The organism is Paraburkholderia sp. WS6 (assembly GCF_030464835.1).
Taxonomy (GTDB): Bacteria; Pseudomonadota; Gammaproteobacteria; order Burkholderiales; family Burkholderiaceae; genus Paraburkholderia; species Paraburkholderia madseniana.
Genome location: NZ_JALQCK010000025.1, coordinates 88,046 through 108,238, shown reverse-complemented (window position 1 = coordinate 108,238; position 20,193 = coordinate 88,046). Strand labels below are relative to the sequence as shown.

Genomic DNA, 20,193 nt, shown 5'->3' with positions numbered 1-20,193 from the left:
AAAAGCCGACGTCTACATCGCGACGTCGGCTTTTTTTATCGCCCTTTCATTGCCCATTCGCGTGATGGGTGGACGCATGACGACGAGAACGCGGCTTGCCGCGTCATCGTCGCCACACGTGCGGGACCAATTAATCGAAGCTCACCAACACCTTCATCGATTTTGAACGGTCGCCCGCTGTCTGGAACGCCTTGACCGAATCCTGATACGGGAAAATGCCCGAGATCAGGGGCTTCACGTCGATCAATCCCTTGTTCAGCAGTTCGACGGCAATGGCGAATTCTTCGTGGAAGCGGAACGCGCCGCGCAGATCGAATTCCTTGGCGACGATCACATTGATCGGCAACGAGATGTCGCCACCGAGGCCGACCTGGACGATCACGCCGCGCGGTTTGAGCACGTCGAATGCCCCGCGCAATGCCGCTGCGTTGCCGCTCGCCTCGAACAGAACGTCGAAGCTGCCCTTGTCGACGGCGAACGGCTGGAGCGCGTCCGGCGTCTCCGCGATATTGAACGCGAGGTCGGCGCCGACCTTTTTCGCGCTGTCCAGCGGCAACGTATTCACGTCGGTTGTCACGATCATCGCTGCACCGGCCCTGCGCGCGGCCGCCACGATCAACGCGCCGATCGGCCCACATCCTGTGACGAGCACCCGCTTACCGAGCAACGGACCCGCGCGCCGAACGGCGTGAAGGGCAACCGAAAGCGGTTCGGCCATCGCGGCTTCCGCATCGCTCAACGAGTCCGCCACGACGTGCGCCTGTGAACGGTCGATCACGATCTCCTGCCGGAATGCGCCCTGCACGTGCGGCGTGCGCATGGCGCTGCCGTAGTAGCGCATATCCAGGCAATGGTTCTGCAGCCCTTGCTGACAGTATTGACACAGACCGCACGGCCGGCTTGGGCTGATGGAGATCCGTGTGCCGACCGGCATATCCGTCACACCAGATCCCACGCGCGCGACGGCACCCGAGACTTCATGACCGAGCACCATGGGCTCCTTGATGCGAATCGTGCCGAAACCACCATGGTTGAAGTAGTGAAGATCCGAACCGCAGATACCGCCGGCCCGAACCCGTACGAGCAACTGGTTGGCTTCCGGTTCAGGCGTGGGAACGTCCTCGATGCGCAGATCGAGCGGGGCGTGAATGACAAGTGCATGCATGGTGAGGGCCTATAACGGTGAATGCGGGATCAGCACGCTATACGGTAGCGTCTCAAGGCCCAGTCGACAAAGATCAAAGTTGTCTGGGCCGATAGTCGACGCTTATGGATGCTCATTCCAGCGGCTTGGTCATGTTCTCGATCACATTGTTGACGATCGGGACAAGACTTCGCGTCCCGATGTCGTTCGGCTTTCGGTGAGGTCTGCCGGCGCCGGGCGACACCGAACAGACGTGCCACACTGCAAACCTTAGAACTTGTGACGCAAACCGATTGTCGCTTCGAACAGCGAGTTGAAGCCATAGAACGGCTGGTTCGAGCCGGAGGCGGCGGCGAGGGTCGTCCATGCGCCGGTGAGGTGGTTGTAGTCCACGCCGACATAGACGTCGGTGCGCTTGCTGAGGAAATAGTCGAACGTCGGACCGGTCGTGATGCGCGTGCCGCTCTGACCTGCGTGATGGACGAAGTCGATGTAGAACGGCAGATCGAGCACGAGTCCCGGCGTGATGAAGTACTGGACCGCGGTGGAGAAGGAGTCGTTGCGATAGTCGGCCGGATAGACGTGGCTGTAGATATACGAGCCGAACACCTTCGCCGCGCCGAACTTATACGTTGCGCCCGCGGTGAAGATCTTTTGCGAGCTGTCCGGGATCGTCACGCCGAAGTACGTGCTGCCGTAGGTGCTGGTCGCAGGCGTCAGGCCGCCGATGTCGTTGACGATCTGATAGGCCGCGCCAACGCTCAAGGGGCCGTGGTCGTAAGAAAGGCTGACGGCCGGCGACGAGTTCTGGTGAGTATTTCCCGCTACACCGCCAAACGTATACGAGCCCTTGAGGGTAAAACCTGCAAGCGTCGGCGAGGTATATCGCACGGAATTGTCCAGACGGCCGCCGCCAGTCAGACCGGCACCTTGAAAGCCGACCGTGCCGGTGTAATTGGCGAACGCATAGATATCGTGCGTCCAGCCCATTTCATGCACCAGCGTGTATTGCCGGCCCATCGTCAACGTGCCGTAGTCGGTACTGCGCAGCCCCACCATCGCGGTGCGGCCGAACAGGCGGGCCGCGCCGGACGGCGTGGATTGCTGCGTCACACCGGTATTCGGTGTAAAGCCGCCTTCGAGTTGGAAAATGGCGGCTAATCCGCCGCCGAGATCCTCGGTTCCCTGCAGACCCCAGCGGCTACCCTGAATCTCGCCGCCGCTACCCATCGTGAAAAGCTTCCCGCCGGATTTGTTCTGGTGGGTGTCGTAGCGCACCGCTTCGTCGATGATGCCGTACAGGGTGACGCTCGACTGCGCGTGCGCGATCCCAGAAACTGCTGCCAGTCCTAATCCAGTTAGTATGCCTAATGTATGCTTTTTCACGAGTAGATCCCCTTGCAGATTGACGAAAAATGGAAAATTCCAAACCGACTGCCACGTCCTCGCGGCGCGGCATGTCTTTTTTTCAAAGCGACGACGCGACGTATTCACGTCGTCGCCGTACTCTCAGTTCAGTGCGGCGACCGCGGCGGCAATCTTCCTGCAGCCTTCATCGATGATGTCGATGCTTGTCGCGATCGACATCCGGAAGAAGGGCGAAACGCCATAGGCCGATCCGGCAACCAGCGCGACGCCGGCGTGTTCTAGCAGATACAGAACGACATCCGCGTCGCCCTCGAGGCGCTTGCCTTGCGGCGTGGTGCGGCCGATCATGCCGCCGCAATTGACATACAGATAGAAAGCGCCGCCCGGCGTTTTGCAACTGATGCCGGGAATCGCGTTAAGGGCTTCGAGTGCGTGGTCGCGGCGTTCCTTGTAGGTCCGCACCGATTGCTGCACGAATGTCTGGTCGCCCGTCAGCGCTGCGAGCGCCGCGGCCTGGCTGATCGAACTGGCGTTACTGGTGGATTGGGACTGGAGCGTGTCCATGGCCGCGATCAGGTCGGCGGGACCGGCGGCATAGCCGATGCGCCAGCCGGTCATCGCGTAGGTCTTGGACACACCGTTGACGACCAGGGTGCGTGAGCTGAGTTCGGGTTCAATCGACAAGAGGTGCTGTGATGCTTCGCCTTCGAACCGGATGTGTTCGTAGATGTCGTCCATCATCACCAGCACCTGCGGGTGACGCAACAGCACATCCGCCAATGCGCGCAGTTCTGCGGCGCTATACGTTGCGCCCGTGGGATTGGTCGGCGAATTGATGATCAGCCAGCGCGTACGGGGCGTAATCGCCGCTTCGAGGGCGGCGGGCGTGAGCTTGAAACTGTCTTCCTCGGTGCAGGGCACGACGACCGGCACGCCGTCGCAGGCGAGCACCATGTCCGGGTAGGACACCCAGTAGGGGGCGGGAATCAGGACTTCATCGCCTGCTTCAACGGTGATGGCGAGCGCGTTGAAGATCGCGTGTTTGGCGCCGCACGTCACGATGATGTGTTTGGGATCGTACGAGAGACCGTTCTCGCGTTGCAGCTTTGCGGCGATGGCGGCGCGCAGCGCCGGCGTGCCCGCGGTTTGCGTATAGCGCGTTTCGCCGCGCTCCATCGCATCGAAAGCGGCCTGGCGAATGTGCGCGGGCGTGTCGAAATCGGGTTCGCCGACCACGAGGTTGACGATGGTTTTCCCCTGCCGCCGCAGTTCCGCGGCCCGGTCCGCCGCGGCGCTGCTCGGCGAAGGTTTGATTCGTTGGACGCGGGCGGCAATTCGCGATGCACTCACACTTGACTCCTCAACGGCATTTGATGAGGCTTCACCTTAAGCGCGCGAAAAAGTTCAAGCCAAGACGTCTTTCCGCTGGCGCAATAACATCCACTTATGACAGGACGGTACGCGTGCACGTCCGGCATTTACCGATCGGGGTTCATGCGGGAATACGCTGACAGGCCACGCTTTTAGCGTTGCAGGAGCGGGAGCGAGGTTTTTTAAGCACTGTGCGCGGGGCGGCGCTTGCCCTATCATTGTTGCCATCACTTAACGTTGAGACGCGACTACCGTGAACCTGCGGCGTTTGAAGTACTTCGTGAAGATCGTCGATATCGGCAGCCTGACGCAGGCCGCCGAAGTGCTTCATATCGCCCAGCCGGCGCTGAGCCAGCAGTTGATCACACTCGAAGACGAGTTCCAGCAACAACTGCTCGTACGCACCAAGCGGGGCGTCACGGCCACTGAGGCGGGCGCCACGCTGTATCGCCACGCCCAGTTGATACTGCGCCAGTACGAACAGGCTCAGGCCGACGTGAAGAGCGCCGGTCAGACGCTGTCAGGCCAGGTTTCGGTCGGGCTCGCGCCCGGCACCGGCGCGTCGGCGCTGTCGCTGCCGCTGCTGCGGACCGTGCGCGCCCGCCATCCGGACATCCTGCTCTATATCAACGAGAATTTCGGCACGACGCTCAGCGAACTGATCATGAACGGGCGTATGGACATGGCCGTGCTGTATGGCGACAAGCCCGTCCACGGCCTGTCGTTCCAGCTTCTGATGAACGAGGAACTGTTCCTCGTGGCGCCGCGCAGCATGGGGATCACGCAGGAGCAGATCGCCGTGACGGAGTTGCGCGACGTGCCTTTGCTGCTGCCGCGTCCGTACAACTATCTGCGCAAGTACGTCGACGAGGGTTTCGCGCGCGTGCAGATGATCCCCAAGGTCGTGGCTGAAATCGAATCCGCGTCGACGTTGTCGGCCGCGGTGAGCGCGGGGATCGGTGCGACCATCCTGCCCGATTCCACCGCACGGGTCGTAGCCGCGGCGGGCGACGTCGTGCAATGCCGGATCGTTTCACCCGTCATCAAGATTCCGCTTTCGGTCTGTCTGTCCGACCATTTGCCGCTTTCCGAGCCCGCCGCGGCCGTCAAGGACATCCTGCTGGAACTGGCCGGCGACCTTGCGCTCGACGTGCGCTTCGAGTCCGGCGCCGATAGCGCCGATACATAAGCGCGCCTTATCGCTACAAAGCCAAACCGTCTTGGCGCATTTTTTATGCGCCGGATACATTGAATCCATCGTCGATCGCCCCGGTTCGCAGTGAGCCGGCGCGACGAGGCTAGCCGTCACGCGGGCGAGGCAACCGGAGATTGAATCGGGTTGCCGTACTGCCCCAGCGGTGCTTCGCGCACGCCAATCGACCGGCGCGCGTCCAACCGGCTACGGACTCAAAGATGGATCTCCAGAAGATTAAGGCGCTTATCGACCTGTTGGCGGACTCTCCGCTGGCCAAGCTCGAAGTCATCGAGGGCGAGGAACGGGTCAAGCTTGTGAAGGCGAAACGGCGCGGCAAGCGGGCTGAGGCGCCTTCGGGCGATGAACGTGCAGCCGTGACGTCCACCCTGGGCACCCAAGGGAGCCAAGGGGCTCAATCACCGCTCGCCGAGCCTGCGCAATCTGTCGACACTCCTCAGGCAGCCCCCGCAACCACCAGTGAGCCGCAACTCGTTCGTGCGCCCATGTTCGGCGTCGTTCATCTGACGCCGGCGCCCGGCGAGGCGCCCTTCGTGAATCCCGGCGACACGATCAAGGAAGGGCAGGTGCTCTGCACGATCGAGGCAATGAAGATGTTCAACGCGATCGAGTCCGAACTCAGCGGCGCCGTTCTGGAGATTCTTGTAGCTCCGGGCAGCGAAGTGGAATCCGGGCAGCCGCTGTTCCGGATCGGCTGATCGACCATGTTCAACAAAGTACTGATTGCCAACCGCGGCGAGATCGCGCTTCGAATCCAGCGCGCCTGCCGTGAACTCGGTCTGAAAACCGTCGCCGTCCATTCCGAGGCCGACGCCGACGCGCGTTATGTGCGGCTCGCCGACGAGGCGCTGTGCATCGGCCCCGCCGCACCAGGGCAAAGCTATCTGAACCGGGCCGCGATCCTGTTCGCGGCGCACGTGAGCGGCGCACAGGCGATTCATCCCGGCTACGGCTTCCTGTCGGAAAACGCGGATTTTGCGGCGCAGGTCGAGGCCGCCGGCATGGCCTTCATCGGCCCCGAGCCCGACTCCATTCGAACGATGGGCGACAAGGTCGCCGCCAAACGGGCCATGCGTGCGGCCGGCGTGCCCTGTGTGCCGGGCCCGGACGGCGGTCTGCCGGACGACCCCACGGAGATCCTGCGGGTCGCGCAAGAAATCGGCTATCCGGTGATCGTCAAGGCGGCGGGTGGCGGCGGCGGACGAGGCATGCGTGTCGTGCCAGGCCCCGAGCAGTTGCTCGAAGCCGTGTCGGTGACGCGCGAAGAAGCACGCCGCGCCTTCGGCAAGCCCGAGCTCTATGTCGAAAAGTTTCTCGAGCATCCGCGTCACGTCGAAATTCAAGTCCTGTGCGATACGCACGGCAATGCCCTGTGGCTCGGTTCGCGCGACTGTTCGCTGCAACGGCGTCATCAGAAGGTACTGGAAGAGGCGCCCGCACCCGGCATCGACCCGGAATTGATCCGGCAAGTGGGCGAGCGCTGCGTCGAGGCCTGCCGGCAGACGAATTACCGTGGCGCGGGCACCTTCGAATTCCTGTTCGAGAACGGTCAGTTCTACTTCATCGAAATGAATACGCGGCTGCAGGTCGAACATCCCGTGACGGAAATGACGTCGGGCATCGACATCGTGCGGGAACAGATAAGGATCGCCCAGGGACACGCGTTGACGATTCGTCAGTCGGACATTCGCACGCTTGGCCATTCGCTGGAATGCCGGATCAACGCCGAGGACCCGTTCACCTTCGCCCCGTGTCCGGGGAAGATTTCCGTTTGGGAACTGCCGGGTGGCAACGGCGTGCGGGTGGACTCGCATATGAGTGGCGGCGCAGTCGTGCCGCCGTATTACGATTCGCTGATCGCCAAGGTGATCACCCACGGAGCAACCCGTGAAGAGGCGCTGGCGCGCATGCGCATCGCGCTCTCGGAGATGCGCATCGAAGGCATTCGCACCAACGTGCCATTGCATCAGGCCATGCTCGAGGACGAAGGGTTCGGTGAGGGCGGCGTCGATATTCATCATCTGGAGCGTTGGCTCGCAACGAGGAAACAGACATGACGCTGACTGTTGAGCATGCGTCGATTGCGCACGGGGATGTAGTCGAACGGCTGCGTCCGGATTCACAGAGGACTGTCCTTGCAATGAAACAGGATGAATCGGAGCAGGCGCTTTGCATCAGCATGCTGGGTACGACGGCCATGCTGTTCGAAGCGCCGGGCGCGCTCGATCTGCATGCGCAGCGCCGCATCTGGACACTCGCCCGCGAGGTCGAATCATGGCCTGGCGTGCGTGAAGCGGTACCCGGCGTGACCAATCTGATGCTGACGTTTTCCACGCCGCCCGCAGACCCGGACTCGCTCGGCGCCGCGTTGCGCGACGCGTGGGCCGCGGCGGGCGAGTTGCAGATCGAAGGGAGGGTGGTGGATTTGCCGGTGGAATACGGCGGCGAGTTCGGGCCGCATCTGCAGGACGTGGTGAATCACACCGGCTTGTCTATCGACGAGGTCGTGCAATTGCACTGCGCGCCGCTCTACACGGTCTATGCGCTCGGCAGCCATCCCGGGTACTGCTATCTGGGCGGCATGGACCCGCGTATCGCCACGCCACGGCGCAAGGTGCCGGTGCTGGGTTTGCCTGGCGGTGCGGTGTCGATCGGCGGAGTGCAGACCGGAGTCTCCGCATCGACGGGACCGAGCGGCTGGAACACGATCGGTCATACATCGATGTCGTTCTTCGACCCCACGCGCGATAACCCGGCCACGCTCGCACCCGGCGACATGATCCGTTTTCGCGTCGAGAGGATTGTTCCATGATCGAGATCTTGTCTTCGTCCGCGCTCGCGACGGTGCAGGACCATGGGCGTGAAGGCTATCTGCGTTACGGCGTGGGAACGGCCGGCGCGATGGACCGGTTGGCGCTCGCGGTCGGCAATCTGTTGCTCGGCAATCCGGACGACGCGGCCGGCATCGAGATTCCGATGTTCCCCTTTCGCATTCGCTTCCTTGAAGATCTTTCGTTCGCCATCACCGGTGCCGATTGTTCGGCGCGCTTGGGCGATCGGCCCGTATTGCCGTGGTGGACCGTGCATGCGAAACAGGGCGACGTGCTGACGATCGGCGTGCCGACCAGCGGCACGCGCTGTTACCTGTCGCTCGCGGGGGGCGTGGACGTACCGGTGGTGCTTGGTTCCCGCAGTACGCAATTGCGCGGCCAGTTCGGCGGCTACAACGGTCGTCAGTTGCAGAAGGGTGATGTGGTGAAGGCAGTGGGTCTCGCCGAGCGCGTCGTGCCGCAAGATGCGGTGCTCGCCGCGGGTTTCGGCACGGTGCCTCCTGAGTACTCCTTGCCGGCGCCGTTATCCCTGCCCGCAGCCGATGCAGGCGAAACCGTGGTGCGCGTGCTGCCCGCCGCGGAATACGATTGCTACGAGCCGGAATCGCTCGAAGCGTTCTGGCGCGACGGGTGGAAAGTGACGCCGCAGAGCGACCGCTACGGATATCGCCTCGCTGGTCCGACCCTGGTCGCGACGCATTCGATCGAAAAGCGTTCGCACGGCATCGTGCCGGGCGTGATCCAGGTGCCGCATAGCGGCCAGCCGATCATTCAGTTGCGGGATGCGCAACCGTCGGGTGGCTATCCGAAGATCGGCACCGTGATCGAAGCCGATTTGTGGCGGCTCGCGCAGGCGCGCATTGGTACGAAGATTCGCTTTGTTCAGACGACGTACGCGGAAGCCGTTACGGCGCTGGAAGAACTGGACAGTTATCTCGTCAGGGTGCGCAATCTCGTTGCACTGTTTTGCCCTTCCCGACACTGACACATGACACAAAAAATCGAAGTGGATATCGGCGAGCTTCGGCAGATCACGTCGTGGCTCGCGGCAGTCGATATCGAGTTCATCGAAATCAGCAAGCCCGGGGCGACGGTTCGGTTGACGATGGAGCAGGCGCCTTGCTCTGCCGGTGCGGATGCGCCGGCGCAGGCGGTTTCGGCTGTGGTTCCTGGCGGACTCGCGCGCGCAGCGGACACTGCGCAGACGCAGGCCGTCAGCATCACCGCGAAGTCGGCCGGCATCTTTCTGTCGATGCATCCGGCGCGCTCAACGCCTTTGGTCAGCGCGGGCGATCACGTCAAACCGGGCGACATTGTCGGCTTGCTGCAGATCGCGCAATTGTGCGTGCCTGTGGTCGTGTCGGCGGATGGCATGGTCATGCGCTTGTGCGTCTCGCATGGCACAACGGTCGGTTACGGAACGCCCTTGCTCGAACTCTCGCCGTCGGCGTAGACGCATATCGATAGATAGACACTGAGCCGGTGTGGTCCGCTGCAGATAGCCCGGCACAGACCGCTTAAAGAATGGAGAGTGGATAGTGGAAATCGACCTGAACGCGGACCTGGGCGAAGGCTTTGGACCCTATCGAATGGGCGAAGACGAAGCGATGCTCGACATCGTCTCGTCCGCCAACGTCGCATGCGGCTATCACGCGGGCGACCCCGTCATCATGGACAAGACGGTGCGGATGGCTCTCGCGCGCCAGATCGACGTCGGCGCGCATGTCGGCTTTCCCGACATGATGGGCTTCGGCCGGCGGCAGATTCAGGCTGACCCGCTTGAACTGGCGAATTACGTGGTGTATCAGATGGGCGCGCTTGCGGGCATCGCGAAGCGGGCCGGACATCGCGTCACGCACATGAGCTTTCACGGTGCGCTGGGCAACATGGCTGCGGCATCGTATGAACTGGCCGAGCCGCTGGTGCGGGCGCTTGCCGAATTCGATCGCGATCTGATCATCAGCGTTTCGACGAACACGGAAATCGAACGGGCCGCCGATCACATCGGGATGCGCACGGCCAACACTTTTCTCGCCGATCGTGCCTACGACGATCAGGGCGCGCTCGTGTCGCGCAAGCTGGAAGGCGCGGTCATCAAGGACCGCGCGGCTGTCCTCGCACGCGTCAAGGAGTTGCTCGAAGACGGCACGATCACGACGATCACGGGCAACAAGCTCAAGATCGCGGTCCAATCGATCCTGCTGCACGGCGATACGCCTGGTGCCGTCGAACTCGCGCGCACGGTGCGCGGCGTGATCGAATCGGCGGGTGGCCGGGTCGTGCCGGTGTCGAAGCTCGTACGCTAGGCGCGCGCCGGCCGACCTGCATCGATCAACCTGCATTGATCAACCATAAGCCAGTCTTATCGCCACAAAGCCAATCCGTCTTTGCCCCACGTTTTCACGGCGTATACATTGGTAACAGGCTTATCGCACGCCTCAAAGGGCGACAGTTCAGAACTACAGATAGAGGTCATTCATGCCGTTTTCAGACTATAAGACCGCGCTGGTGACGGGCGCTTCGACCGGAATGGGCGCTGCGATCGTCGAGCGCTTCTGCCGTGAAGGACTCGAAGTGCATGCGCTCGCCCGCAACGCGGATCGTCTGAATGAGCTGGCGGAGCGAACCGGTTGCATCCCGCACGCGATCGACGTGTGCGATCTGGCAGCCGTCACGAAGCTGACGCAGGACGTGCAGTTCGATATCGTCGTGAACAACGCCGGCGTATCGACCAAAGGCTCGATTCTGGATGCCGCTGCCGCAGACATCGACCTTCAGGTGGAAGTCAACCTGCAAGCTGTTCTGCATATCGTGCGGCTTACCATGCCGGGCATGGTTGCCCGCGATCGCGGTCATATCGTCAACATCAGCTCGATCGCAGGGATTTACAACTTCAACGGCAACTCCATTTACGCCGCAACGAAGGCCGGCATCCATGCGTTGTCGCGCCAGTTGCGAGTGGACGCGACCGGCAGACGCGTACGCGTGACGGAGATCTGTCCGGGCCGCGTCGCTACCGATATTTTTGGCCACGTGCATGGCGACATCGAGGCGGCGCGCAAGCAGTTCATCGACGGCTTCGAGCTGCCGTTGCCGTCCGACATCGCCGATGCCATCGCCTTTGCGATCGCCGCTCCGCTCGCGGTCAACATTAGCAACATGGAAATTCTGCCCACGCTGCAAGTGCCGGGCGGGCTGACGACGATCAAACGCGATCCCGCCGACCACAACGAGTAAGTGCAATCCAGAGTCCAACAAGGAGGTTTTCCATGCGTGCATCGGTACTGGTTACCCGTGCGTCATTTCCGGACATCGTCGACCGCCTGCGCGCGAACTTCGACGTGACCGACAATCCGGACGATACGATCTGGACGCAACCAGAGCTGATTACCAGGCTGCAAGGCAAGGTGGGGGCCATGACGGCCGGCAGCGACCGGATCGACGCGACCTTGCTCGACGCTTGCCCGCAGTTGAAGGCGGTATGCAATATCGGCGTGGGCTACAACAACGTCGACGTGGAAGCCTGTACCGCGCGCGGCGTGCTGGTGACGAATACGCCGGACGTCCTGACGGATACCACCGCCGACTTCGGCTTCGCGCTGATGATGGCAACGGCGCGCCGCATCACCGAGTCGGAACACTTCCTGCGTGCCGGCGAATGGACCAAAACCGGACGCTACGACATGTTCGTCGGCAACGACGTGCATGGTTCGACGCTCGGCATTCTCGGCATGGGACGTATCGGCCAGGCCATTGCGCGACGTAGCGCATTCGGCTTCGGCATGCGCGTGATCTATCACAATCGCTCGCAACTGGCGCCGGATGTCGAAGAGAGCTGCAAGGCACGCTATGTCGACAAGGAAACGCTGTTGCGCGAGTCGGATCACCTGATCATCGTGGTGCCTTACTCGGCGAGCTCGCATCACGCGATTGGCGCCGCGGAGCTCAAGCAGATGAAATCGTCGGCCACGCTGACCAATATCGCACGCGGCGGTGTAGTGGACGACGCAGCTTTGGCGGTAGCGCTGAACGAAGGCAGCATCGCGGCGGCGGGTCTGGATGTATTCGAAGGTGAACCGGTTATCTGCCCGGCGCTTCTCGCGCAAAAGAATGTGGTGCTCACGCCGCATATCGGCAGCGCGTCTGTCAGCACGCGGCGCGCGATGGCCGCGCTTTGCGCAGACAATTTGATCGCAGCTCTAGGACACGGCGCAGCGGCCGGTAAACCGCCGACACCGGTGAACCCGCAGGTGCTGACGCGCCCGACAGCCATAGCCTGAACCATGACCGGCGCAGCATGCTGCGCCGGCGCAATACCGCCGTTGTTTCTCAAGCTTGAGCGCTCCGATAAAGGAGCGCGCCACTGACGATGAGGCGCCCGCAGAGGCGCCACATACTGGAGACAAACACCATGCACAACCACGCCTGTCGCACTGCCGGAAGCCGTTCCGATTCATCATTCCCGAAACTTATTGCACCAGAAGAAAGGCCTCTGCAACGGCCTTTTTTCGCGAGCTAGTATCAATTCAACACGGAAGTCAATGACGGCTTCCAGGGGAATGACGATGGTGCCGCCGGTCGAGTCAGACCGGGATCATCGCTTCGATCCGAATCATTGGGACGTGCTACATGAAACTTCATTTTGACCTGGCGACAGTGCTGCGAGGCGACTATGGGGCGCTGTTTCTCCATGGGATCGAGCTTACCCTCGCGATGGCCGCGCTGGCGTGGATACTCTCACTGGTCGTGGGCATTCTTCTCACGCTGATCCGCCTGACCAACAATCGCCTCGCGACGGCCTTCGTCGCGTCATTCGTGGCCTACCACCGCAATGTGCCGATGCTGGTCCAGATCCTGTTCTGGTACTTCGGCATTTCGAACATCCTGCCGGAATCGTTACAGACTCTGCTGAACCACTACAACGGCCAGTTCATTTTTGCGGTCGTGGCGATCGGCCTGTGCAGTGCAGCCTACCTCTCCGAAGACATCCGCAGCGGATTGCGTGCGATTCCCTACGGTCAGTACGAAGCTTCGCGCGCGCTGGGTCTGAACTTCCTGAACGGCATGCGTTTCGTCGTGCTTCCGCAAGCGCTGCGCAATGCAATTCCGCCGATGGTCAATCACGCAGTCCTGTTGTTCAAGAACACGAGCCTCGCGATGGCGATCGGCGCGGCGGAACTGACGTATGTCACCCGGCAGATCGAGAACGAAACCTTCCTGTCTTTCGAGTCGTATTTCATCGCCACGGCGGTGTATCTCGGCCTCTCCCTCGTCATCATGCTGTGCGGCGCCAAAATCGCGATGCACTACCGCATTCCGGGAGTGAAGTGACATGCTCGATATCCTGCGCGACAACTGGACTCTGCTGCTCATCGGGCAGTATCCGCATGGCCCGCTAGGCGGCATCGTATTGACGATCTTGCTGTCGCTTTCAGCACTCGTCATCGCATTTCCCTTGGGTATCGTGGTCGCCCTGGCCCGCATCAGCCCTTTCCGGTTTCTGCGTGCGCCGGCCACCGGTCTCGTCTACATGGTGCGGGGCATCCCGCTCCTGATGGTGATCTTCTGGGTCTACTTTCTCGTGCCTGTTCTGACCGGCTATCCGGTCACCGGGTTTGTCACGATGCTGTGCGCGCTCGTCATCTATGACTCGGCCTATCTCGGGGAAATCATCCGTGCGGGCATCGAGGGGTTGCCGAAAGGGCAGACCGAAGCCTCGAGAGCGCTCGGCATGAGCTACATGAAGACCATGCGCGCGGTCATCCTGCCGCAGGCGCTTTACAACGTGGTGCCGAGCATGGTCACGCAGTTCGTATCGACAATCAAGGAAACCTCGCTGGGTTACATCATCAACGTCCAGGAGATCTCCTTCGCGGCGGATCAGATCAACAACCGGCTGCTGACGAAGCCCTTTCCCGTGTACCTGATTCTCGCCTTGAGTTACTTCGCGCTGTGTTACGCGCTCACACAGCTTGCGCAGTATCTGGAGCGGCGCGTGACGCGCAAGCGGGCCGGCGTCGCATCTAGGACCCAGAAGGCGGCCAACGTTGCGCTGACCGATCCGTTGCCCACCGAGAACTAGGCGCTCAATCACTTCGAGGTATTTCGCATGATCAAGTTTTCCAGCGTCAACAAATGGTACGGCGAATATCACGCTCTCGTGGACGTGAACGCCGAAGTTCGCAAAGGCGAAGTCGTGGTGGTCTGCGGACCATCCGGATCGGGTAAGTCGACTCTGATTCGCACCGTCAACCGGCTCGAGGAGATCAACCGCGGGCAGATCTTCTTCGACGGTCAAAACATTCACGACAAGAAGCTGGGTCTGAATGCTTACCGCAGCCGTGTCGGCTTCGTGTTTCAGCAATTCAACCTGTTTCCGCATCTGTCGGTGCTGGACAACATCACGCTCTCGCCAATGCGCGTGCACGGCCTCAAGCGCGCGGATGCGGAACGTAAAGCGGCGGATTTGCTCGCGCGCGTCGGTCTGTCGAACAAGGCCAGTGCGTTTCCGCCGCAATTGTCCGGTGGTCAGCAGCAGCGTGTGGCGATTGCGAGAGCGCTGGCGATGGACCCGCCGGCAATGTTGTTCGACGAGCCCACCAGCGCGCTTGATCCGGAGATGGTCGGCGAAGTGTTGAACGTGATGAAGAGCCTCGCGCAGGAAGGCATGACGATGATGTGCGTCACGCATGAGATGGGTTTTGCACGCGAGGTTGCCGATCGCGTCTGGTTTATGGACGCAGGGAAGATTCTCGAAACGGCGGAGCCGGAGGAGTTCTTCTTGCGCCCGAAACACGAGCGGGCGCAGCGATTCCTGTCCGATCTTCGCTCGCATTGAGGCAAGCAAGGCGGGATTGCTTCCGCGGCACAAGTACAGATTCAGATTCGGTTTGACCACCGTTGATCAGCAGTCGATTGCTTTACACATACACTTCAGGAGCATCACGATGCAGGTAAAGAAGATTTACGCGGGGATGTTGGTCGTTGGCGGCGCGGTTGCATCGATTGCCCCGGCACATGCTGATCAATTGGCCGATATCAAGGGCCGCGGCGAGTTGAGCTGCGGTGTGTATTCGAACGTCGAGCCGTTCTCGTATCCCAACGCGCAGACGCGCCAGCTCGAAGGCATGGACGTGGACCTGTGCAACGCGGTGGCGAAACAGTTGGGCGTGAAGGCGAAGCTTGAACCGTTGGCTGTCGAGGCGCGGATTCCGCAATTGAAGCTGGGGCGTGTCGACATTGTGGTCGCCAACCTGGCCTACACGAAAACCCGCGCTACGCAAATTGCCTTTAGCGACTCGTACTACTCGACCAAGGAAGTCCTTGTCGTGAAGAAGGCCGACGCGAGCAAGAAACTGACCGATTTCGCGGGCCAGAAAATCAGCGCTGCCGACGGCTCCACTTCCGCTCAGTCGATTCCAATTTCGATCAAGGATGGCCAGGCGGTGACGTTTCACGATACCAGCTCGGCGTTTCTGGCACTCGAGCAGAATAAGGTCAAAGGCTTCGTGACCAATCAGATGACGGCCACGAAGATCGCGAAGCAGGTGGACGGCACCGACGGCGCAGTGGCGATTGCGTCGGAGCCGATGCTGATCGAGCCGATCGCGGTGGGCTTGCGCCAGAACGAGCCGACCATGCTGAGTGCGGTCAACAAGGCCCTGGCTTCGATGGAGCAGAGCGGCGAGATGAGCGGTATCTTCGACAAGTGGCTCGGACCGAAGACGCCGTATGGCCTGACGCGAACCGACAAGGTCACGCCGATCGACAAGCTCAAGTTCACGCCGGTGTCCTGAGGCGGAAAGCGTGTGATGCAGCGGCGCGCTTTCATCTGTGCACCGCTGCCGGTTGAATGGCCGGCGCGATTCCTTGGATCGCGTGCCGGGACAACGTAGCTGGATTGTGCAACGTGACACATAAAATAGTGGTGATGGGCGTGTCGGGTTCGGGCAAGTCGACACTTGCACGCGAGTTGGCCGTAGCGCTGGAGGGCGTTTTCATCGAAGGAGACGAGCATCACTCGGCGGAAAGCCGTGACAAGATGTGCCGCGGAATCGCGTTGTGCGATAGTGACCGCGAGCCGTGGCTGGACCGCCTCGCCGAGCAGGTGGATGATATGCACAGGACGGCCGTGCTGTCCTGTTCCGCATTGAAACGTCGCTATCGGGAGCGCATGCGCGCGCGTGTCGCCGGGCTGAGATTCGTGTTTCTCGACATCACCTTGGCCGCAGCGGTTGCACGGGTTTCCAGGCGGCTGGATCATGAGTTTCCAGCGACATTGGTGGCGAATCAATTCGCAACGCTCGAGTCACCTGTAGGTGAAGATGGTGTGCTCCACCTTTCCGCTTCGCTGCACAGCGCGTGCGGTCTGAGAGAGGTCATGCAATGGCTGGGTACGCCGGACGGTGCTGGATGGAAGTCGGACGAATTAGAGTCGAAGAGGAGTTGAGTTGAACAACAATCTGAAGATGTTTGATCTGTCGGGGCGTCGTGCTCTGGTTACCGGGTCGAGTACGGGTATCGGTTATGCGCTGGCCAAAGGATTGGCAGGTGCTGGCGCTGAAGTGATTCTGAATGGTCGCAACGCGACGAGACTGGCAGAGGCTGTCAGCCGTTTGCGCGATGAAGGCGCGACCGTTCATGCCGCGAGTTTCGACGTGACGTCGGCCGCTGAGGTCGATGCGGCGATCGCCGATATCGAACGCGAAATCGGTTCGATCGACATTCTCGTCAATAACGCCGGGATGCAGCGCCGTGCGCCGCTCGAACAGTTTTCCCATGCTCAATGGGAAGAACTGATGAAGACCAACGTCGACAGCGTGTTCCTGGTCGGCCAGGCGGTCGCGCGGCACATGATTGCTCGCAAGCGCGGCAAGATCGTCAACATCTGTTCGGTGCAAAGCGAACTGGGCCGTCCGAACATCGCGGCCTACACGGCGAGCAAAGGCGCAGTGAAGATGCTGACGAAAGGCATGGCAATCGACTGGGGGCAACATGGCATCCAGGTCAATGGACTTGGGCCGGGCTACTTCAAGACGGAGCTGACCGAAGCACTCGTCAAGGATGAAACGTTCAGCAACTGGCTGATCGGACGCACGCCGTCGCGCCGCTGGGGCGATGTGGAAGATCTCGTCGGCGCTGCTGTGTTTCTGGCGAGCGACGCTTCGAACTTTGTGAACGGTCATATCCTTTACGTGGATGGCGGCGTGACGGCCACGCTGTAGGGGCTGGTTCGTATCGGGCGATCGTGGCTTGTCGAAATACTGCAAGTTGAAGCGCGAGCCGAGCAAGATTGCTATTGCTGCGATGTCACTTCCAGAAGGTCCTTAAGTTGCAACACTGCCGTGTCGGATTCCGCTTGAATCCGCGCGCGCAGAACAAGCCAGTTGAGTATCGCGAACCACAACGACAGCGCGTGATAAGTGAACGTTCGCTCGAAGCGTGTTCCGCTCGCGGCAGATGTCAGTAAATACGTGACAGTGCCAGCCGATCTGCCTTCAATCTTTCCGTCTATTTTCCATTTGCCTGGAGGCTCGCGCGCAGTGACGGTCCACACCACGCTGCCGCGTCGGCCCGCCACACGGAACTCCTCCACGACCTGCTCGCCCAGATCGAGCGAATGGTCAACGGCGCCACTGACCGCGAGTGACGATGGATGCCAGGCTGGCCAGTGAGCGGGTGTCGTGACATAGTCGAACACGACTTTGGAGGGACGTTGAATCGACGCAACCGTAACGATGCGGGTGTCGAGCCCAACCTGCTGCGGTAACGGCAAAAAGAGCAACCCGATAACAACGAGTGCGGCCAATATTGCCGTTACGTACCGGGTACGTTTTTTCATGGCGACTTGTACTCCACATACTCAGGACGACGACACCGTACTGCAGCGTGCCTGATCAAGGGTAATCTGGTTGGGGAGTGTTCATCTCGCGTCAGTGCGTGACAATCGAACGAGCCTGTCAATGCGCCGCGCGCAATGCCTCGTCCGCAACAGCCAGCCGTGACGCCATGACCTTGACGACAAAACGATGAATTTGCTGCGCGGTCTCGGGATCGTCCTGCTCGAGCGCACGCAACGACTCGAGCGTCAAACGCCGGACACGCGCGGGACCCTCTGCAAGCACATCCGCGCTGCGCACCTGCTGCGTGTACACCGCCATTTCGCCGACGATCGTACCTGGTCCGAACGAGCGCAACCTGAGGGATCTGCCGTCAGCAAGCCGCAGCAAGACGGTGACACGGCCGCGCTCGACGAAGTACATGGCGTCCCCCGGTTCGCCGTGACGGAACACCGGCTGCCCCGCGTCAAGCTCGCGCACATCCAGAAGGGCCAACAGCCTTTCAAGCGCGCGCGGCGTGAAATGCGGCGCGAGCATCGCGTGGAAATCCTCTTCGCCGCGCGGCAGCGCGCGTGGATCCGACGCGAGAAGCGTATCTTCGACCCATTCCAGCCCAGCATCCAGCGAAGCGAACTCGTGGATCCGGAGGTTCAGCGTGCCGGTCTTCAGGAGCAGGTCACGCGAGCGTGCCGGCAGCCCCGTCAACACCAGGTCAGCATCGAGCGTCGCACACAGTTGCCTGAGCTTGACGAAGCTGACCGATACCGACGCGTCCAGGCCGTTGGTCGAAGCGAAGTCGAGCACGACAAAGCGAACGGGTACCGGCCCGTGCCGGGTTAGCCGTTCGCGCACGCGCTGCAAGATCGAATTGGCGGTGCCGAAGAAGAGGAAGCCCTGCAGACACGTTCCGCACACCCGTGCACCTAGTTCGTGAAGCCGTCCGGTTGCCTCGATACTGCGCTCGACATTCGATGTGCGCGTACTGCCATCGAACTCCATGCGAATGCAACTGATACGGCCGTACAGCAGGGCGAACATCACACAGGCGGCGATGACGCCGGCCACCACCCCCGGGACGACGCCGTAGAACGCAATAGCGCCCAGAATAAGCGGTACAAGCAGATACTCATACCAGTTGAGCTGGCGATATGCGCCTACTAGCCACTGGATCAACAGGCGCAGTCCCATGAAGAGCTGCAGCCCGACCAGCACCGGCACCGGAAATAGCGCCACCAGGTCCGGCGAGACGGCCAGCACGAACAGACACGCGAGGGAGGCGAATACGCCTGCCATACGACTTGTCGCACCCGCGCGTGCGTTGAGCATCGATCGGTTGTACGACTGATAACCGACCATCCCGCCTAACATCCCGCTCGCGATGTTGGCGATGCCGGCCGCCTTCATTTCGCGGTTCAGGTCAATGTCTTCGCCCGTGGCTGCGCCAATCGCCGTCGAATTCATCAGGATCGTGATTGCCGAAATCGACGTGACCATGAGTGTCTCCGGCAAGTGCGCAGCGATGGCCGACCAGTCGACGCCCCCGTGCGCCAGCGATGCCGGCAGATGCAGCTCCGGAATCCGTATCGCGTGCAGCGCCACGCGCGGAAGCAATAATCCCGTGTTGCGGGCGTCGTCGATCGACAAGCCTGCAGCAAGCAGAAGCAGGTAAAACAGCGCGACGCCGAATGCAAGCGTGATCGGCAGCGCCGCAGCGTGTTTCCATGTGCGCGACAGGAGCGTGGCTAACGCGCACACCAGCACAGCGGGTGCCCACGCCAGCCAGTTCAGGTGTGTCACCAGCGCCAATGTGTGCCAGTTCAAGGGCTCGCCGGTCACGACCCGAAACGCGCCGGCTAGCAGGAGGTAGCCCGTACCGGCAAGGAAGCCGCCTACGACCGGATAAGGCAGGAATTGCAGGGAACGGCTGCGCTTCGACGAACCGACCGCATACAGAATGACGCCTGTCACCACTGAACACAGCGCGATGGCGATCAGCACCGTCAGCAGAATTGTCTGCGGCGTACCGCCGTTAGCGCGCACGCTGCTCGCGACGCCGGCCGCCACACCGGCAAGAAACGCCGTCGCGTTGCCGTCGGGGCCGGCGATGTTCATGCGCATCGAACTCGTCAAAGCGATCACCAGCGCCGTCACTACGCAACTGATAAAGGCCGTGGGTACGCCAAGCACCGCGTAACGGGCGAGATCCGCGCTGAAGATCAGGGTGCCCAGGCTCATTGCGTAGCAGAGCATGACCAATGTCGACACCATGCCGGCCGACAGGTCCCCGACGAGGCCCGTGAAGCGTGGCCCGGAGTGGGCTACGGGCGAGGAACCTGTGGTAGCTGGCTTCACGGTGCTTCCCGGTGAGGGCGGATGGAATCTCGCCCGGTGGCCGTTTCTTTCACGCTGGACGTACACTGTATTTTA

At 61.4% G+C, this 20,193-nt stretch carries 20 protein-coding genes; 15 read left to right on the top strand and 5 right to left on the bottom strand.

Going from position 1 to position 20,193, the window contains the following annotated elements:
- Nucleotides 1–130: 130 nt before the first annotated feature.
- The 3 genes from M0D64_RS27015 to M0D64_RS27005 form a co-directional block, all read right to left on the bottom strand.
- Nucleotides 131–1,165 carry an L-idonate 5-dehydrogenase gene (locus tag M0D64_RS27015; protein WP_266259968.1) on the bottom strand — a complete coding sequence of 345 codons (1,035 nt, stop codon included), beginning with the start codon at nucleotides 1,163–1,165 and terminating at the stop codon, nucleotides 131–133.
- 249 nt (nucleotides 1,166–1,414) lie between these two features.
- Entirely contained in the window at nucleotides 1,415–2,530 is a 1,116-nt protein-coding gene (locus M0D64_RS27010) for a porin (RefSeq protein ID WP_233464787.1), read from the bottom strand.
- A gap of 123 nt (nucleotides 2,531–2,653) precedes the next feature.
- Nucleotides 2,654–3,862, bottom strand: coding sequence for an aspartate transaminase (locus M0D64_RS27005; RefSeq protein WP_266259967.1), 1,209 nt, complete (start codon nucleotides 3,860–3,862; stop codon nucleotides 2,654–2,656).
- Between the two features lie 274 nt (nucleotides 3,863–4,136).
- Between M0D64_RS27005 and nac the strand changes: the two genes are divergently transcribed.
- The 15 genes from nac (at nucleotide 4,137) to M0D64_RS26930 (ending at nucleotide 17,151) form a co-directional block, all read left to right on the top strand.
- Nucleotides 4,137–5,072, top strand: a complete 936-nt coding sequence (gene nac, locus M0D64_RS27000) for a nitrogen assimilation transcriptional regulator NAC (RefSeq protein WP_073430279.1) — start codon at nucleotides 4,137–4,139, stop codon at nucleotides 5,070–5,072.
- 224 nt (nucleotides 5,073–5,296) lie between these two features.
- On the top strand, nucleotides 5,297–5,794 hold the full coding sequence (gene accB / locus M0D64_RS26995; RefSeq protein ID WP_266259965.1) for an acetyl-CoA carboxylase biotin carboxyl carrier protein: 498 nt from the start codon (nucleotides 5,297–5,299) through the stop codon (nucleotides 5,792–5,794).
- Nucleotides 5,795–5,800: 6 nt separating this feature from the next.
- The gene (gene accC / locus M0D64_RS26990) at nucleotides 5,801–7,153 is read left to right on the top strand and encodes an acetyl-CoA carboxylase biotin carboxylase subunit (protein ID WP_266259963.1); all 1,353 of its coding nucleotides are present in this window, start codon (nucleotides 5,801–5,803) and stop codon (nucleotides 7,151–7,153) included.
- A gap of 83 nt (nucleotides 7,154–7,236) precedes the next feature.
- The gene (gene pxpB / locus M0D64_RS26985; protein ID WP_233464789.1) at nucleotides 7,237–7,908 is read left to right on the top strand and encodes a 5-oxoprolinase subunit PxpB; all 672 of its coding nucleotides are present in this window, start codon (nucleotides 7,237–7,239) and stop codon (nucleotides 7,906–7,908) included.
- Nucleotides 7,905–8,912 carry a biotin-dependent carboxyltransferase family protein gene (locus M0D64_RS26980; RefSeq protein WP_266259962.1) on the top strand — a complete coding sequence of 336 codons (1,008 nt, stop codon included), beginning with the start codon at nucleotides 7,905–7,907 and terminating at the stop codon, nucleotides 8,910–8,912. The genes pxpB and M0D64_RS26980 overlap by 4 nt, the downstream gene beginning before the upstream one ends.
- A 3-nt stretch (nucleotides 8,913–8,915) precedes the next feature.
- Complete coding sequence (locus M0D64_RS26975; protein ID WP_266259961.1) at nucleotides 8,916–9,380, top strand: biotin/lipoyl-containing protein; 465 nt, start codon at nucleotides 8,916–8,918, stop codon at nucleotides 9,378–9,380.
- 85 nt (nucleotides 9,381–9,465) lie between these two features.
- Nucleotides 9,466–10,233 carry a LamB/YcsF family protein gene (locus tag M0D64_RS26970; protein ID WP_168435624.1) on the top strand — a complete coding sequence of 256 codons (768 nt, stop codon included), beginning with the start codon at nucleotides 9,466–9,468 and terminating at the stop codon, nucleotides 10,231–10,233.
- A gap of 172 nt (nucleotides 10,234–10,405) precedes the next feature.
- Complete coding sequence (locus tag M0D64_RS26965) at nucleotides 10,406–11,164, top strand: SDR family oxidoreductase (RefSeq protein WP_154559407.1); 759 nt, start codon at nucleotides 10,406–10,408, stop codon at nucleotides 11,162–11,164.
- Nucleotides 11,165–11,196: 32 nt separating this feature from the next.
- Nucleotides 11,197–12,207: a D-glycerate dehydrogenase gene (locus M0D64_RS26960; protein ID WP_266259960.1), complete on the top strand. Its 1,011-nt coding sequence runs from the start codon at nucleotides 11,197–11,199 to the stop codon at nucleotides 12,205–12,207.
- Between the two features lie 349 nt (nucleotides 12,208–12,556).
- Nucleotides 12,557–13,258, top strand: coding sequence for an amino acid ABC transporter permease (locus M0D64_RS26955; RefSeq protein WP_175049223.1), 702 nt, complete (start codon nucleotides 12,557–12,559; stop codon nucleotides 13,256–13,258).
- Between the two features lies 1 nt (nucleotide 13,259).
- Entirely contained in the window at nucleotides 13,260–14,009 is a 750-nt protein-coding gene (locus M0D64_RS26950; protein WP_266259959.1) for an amino acid ABC transporter permease, read from the top strand.
- A gap of 27 nt (nucleotides 14,010–14,036) precedes the next feature.
- A complete protein-coding gene (locus M0D64_RS26945; protein WP_054033538.1) occupies nucleotides 14,037–14,765 on the top strand; it encodes an amino acid ABC transporter ATP-binding protein in 729 nt (242 codons plus the stop codon).
- A gap of 109 nt (nucleotides 14,766–14,874) precedes the next feature.
- Nucleotides 14,875–15,723, top strand: a complete 849-nt coding sequence (locus tag M0D64_RS26940; RefSeq protein WP_266259958.1) for a transporter substrate-binding domain-containing protein — start codon at nucleotides 14,875–14,877, stop codon at nucleotides 15,721–15,723.
- 56 nt (nucleotides 15,724–15,779) lie between these two features.
- Nucleotides 15,780–16,376, top strand: a complete 597-nt coding sequence (locus M0D64_RS26935) for a gluconokinase (protein ID WP_266259957.1) — start codon at nucleotides 15,780–15,782, stop codon at nucleotides 16,374–16,376.
- Nucleotides 16,377–16,395: 19 nt separating this feature from the next.
- Nucleotides 16,396–17,151, top strand: a complete 756-nt coding sequence (locus M0D64_RS26930) for a glucose 1-dehydrogenase (protein WP_171928679.1) — start codon at nucleotides 16,396–16,398, stop codon at nucleotides 17,149–17,151.
- Nucleotides 17,152–17,222: 71 nt separating this feature from the next.
- On the opposite strand, the gene M0D64_RS26925 is transcribed toward M0D64_RS26930, so the two are convergent.
- Both M0D64_RS26925 and M0D64_RS26920 read right to left on the bottom strand, forming a co-directional pair.
- A complete protein-coding gene (locus M0D64_RS26925) occupies nucleotides 17,223–17,768 on the bottom strand; it encodes an SRPBCC family protein (protein WP_266259956.1) in 546 nt (181 codons plus the stop codon).
- A 118-nt stretch (nucleotides 17,769–17,886) separates the two neighbouring features.
- The gene (locus tag M0D64_RS26920; protein WP_266259955.1) at nucleotides 17,887–20,118 is read right to left on the bottom strand and encodes a SulP family inorganic anion transporter; all 2,232 of its coding nucleotides are present in this window, start codon (nucleotides 20,116–20,118) and stop codon (nucleotides 17,887–17,889) included.
- Between the last annotated feature and the right edge of the window lie 75 nt (nucleotides 20,119–20,193).

What these genes read in the sequence shown, in the direction of transcription:
- M0D64_RS27015 (WP_266259968.1), bottom strand. Translation starts at nt 1,165, where the DNA reads ATGCATGCACTTGTCATTCACGCCCCGCTCGATCTGCGCATCGAGGAC.
- accB (WP_266259965.1), top strand. Translation starts at nt 5,297, where the DNA reads ATGGATCTCCAGAAGATTAAGGCGCTTATCGACCTGTTGGCGGACTCT.
- accC (WP_266259963.1), top strand. Translation starts at nt 5,801, where the DNA reads ATGTTCAACAAAGTACTGATTGCCAACCGCGGCGAGATCGCGCTTCGA.
- pxpB (WP_233464789.1), top strand. Translation starts at nt 7,237, where the DNA reads ATGAAACAGGATGAATCGGAGCAGGCGCTTTGCATCAGCATGCTGGGT.
- M0D64_RS26980 (WP_266259962.1), top strand. Translation starts at nt 7,905, where the DNA reads ATGATCGAGATCTTGTCTTCGTCCGCGCTCGCGACGGTGCAGGACCAT.
- M0D64_RS26975 (WP_266259961.1), top strand. Translation starts at nt 8,916, where the DNA reads ATGACACAAAAAATCGAAGTGGATATCGGCGAGCTTCGGCAGATCACG.
- M0D64_RS26965 (WP_154559407.1), top strand. Translation starts at nt 10,406, where the DNA reads ATGCCGTTTTCAGACTATAAGACCGCGCTGGTGACGGGCGCTTCGACC.
- M0D64_RS26960 (WP_266259960.1), top strand. Translation starts at nt 11,197, where the DNA reads ATGCGTGCATCGGTACTGGTTACCCGTGCGTCATTTCCGGACATCGTC.
- M0D64_RS26955 (WP_175049223.1), top strand. Translation starts at nt 12,557, where the DNA reads ATGAAACTTCATTTTGACCTGGCGACAGTGCTGCGAGGCGACTATGGG.
- M0D64_RS26950 (WP_266259959.1), top strand. Translation starts at nt 13,260, where the DNA reads ATGCTCGATATCCTGCGCGACAACTGGACTCTGCTGCTCATCGGGCAG.
- M0D64_RS26945 (WP_054033538.1), top strand. Translation starts at nt 14,037, where the DNA reads ATGATCAAGTTTTCCAGCGTCAACAAATGGTACGGCGAATATCACGCT.
- M0D64_RS26940 (WP_266259958.1), top strand. Translation starts at nt 14,875, where the DNA reads ATGCAGGTAAAGAAGATTTACGCGGGGATGTTGGTCGTTGGCGGCGCG.
- M0D64_RS26935 (WP_266259957.1), top strand. Translation starts at nt 15,780, where the DNA reads ATGGCCGGCGCGATTCCTTGGATCGCGTGCCGGGACAACGTAGCTGGA.
- M0D64_RS26930 (WP_171928679.1), top strand. Translation starts at nt 16,396, where the DNA reads ATGTTTGATCTGTCGGGGCGTCGTGCTCTGGTTACCGGGTCGAGTACG.
- M0D64_RS26925 (WP_266259956.1), bottom strand. Translation starts at nt 17,768, where the DNA reads ATGAAAAAACGTACCCGGTACGTAACGGCAATATTGGCCGCACTCGTT.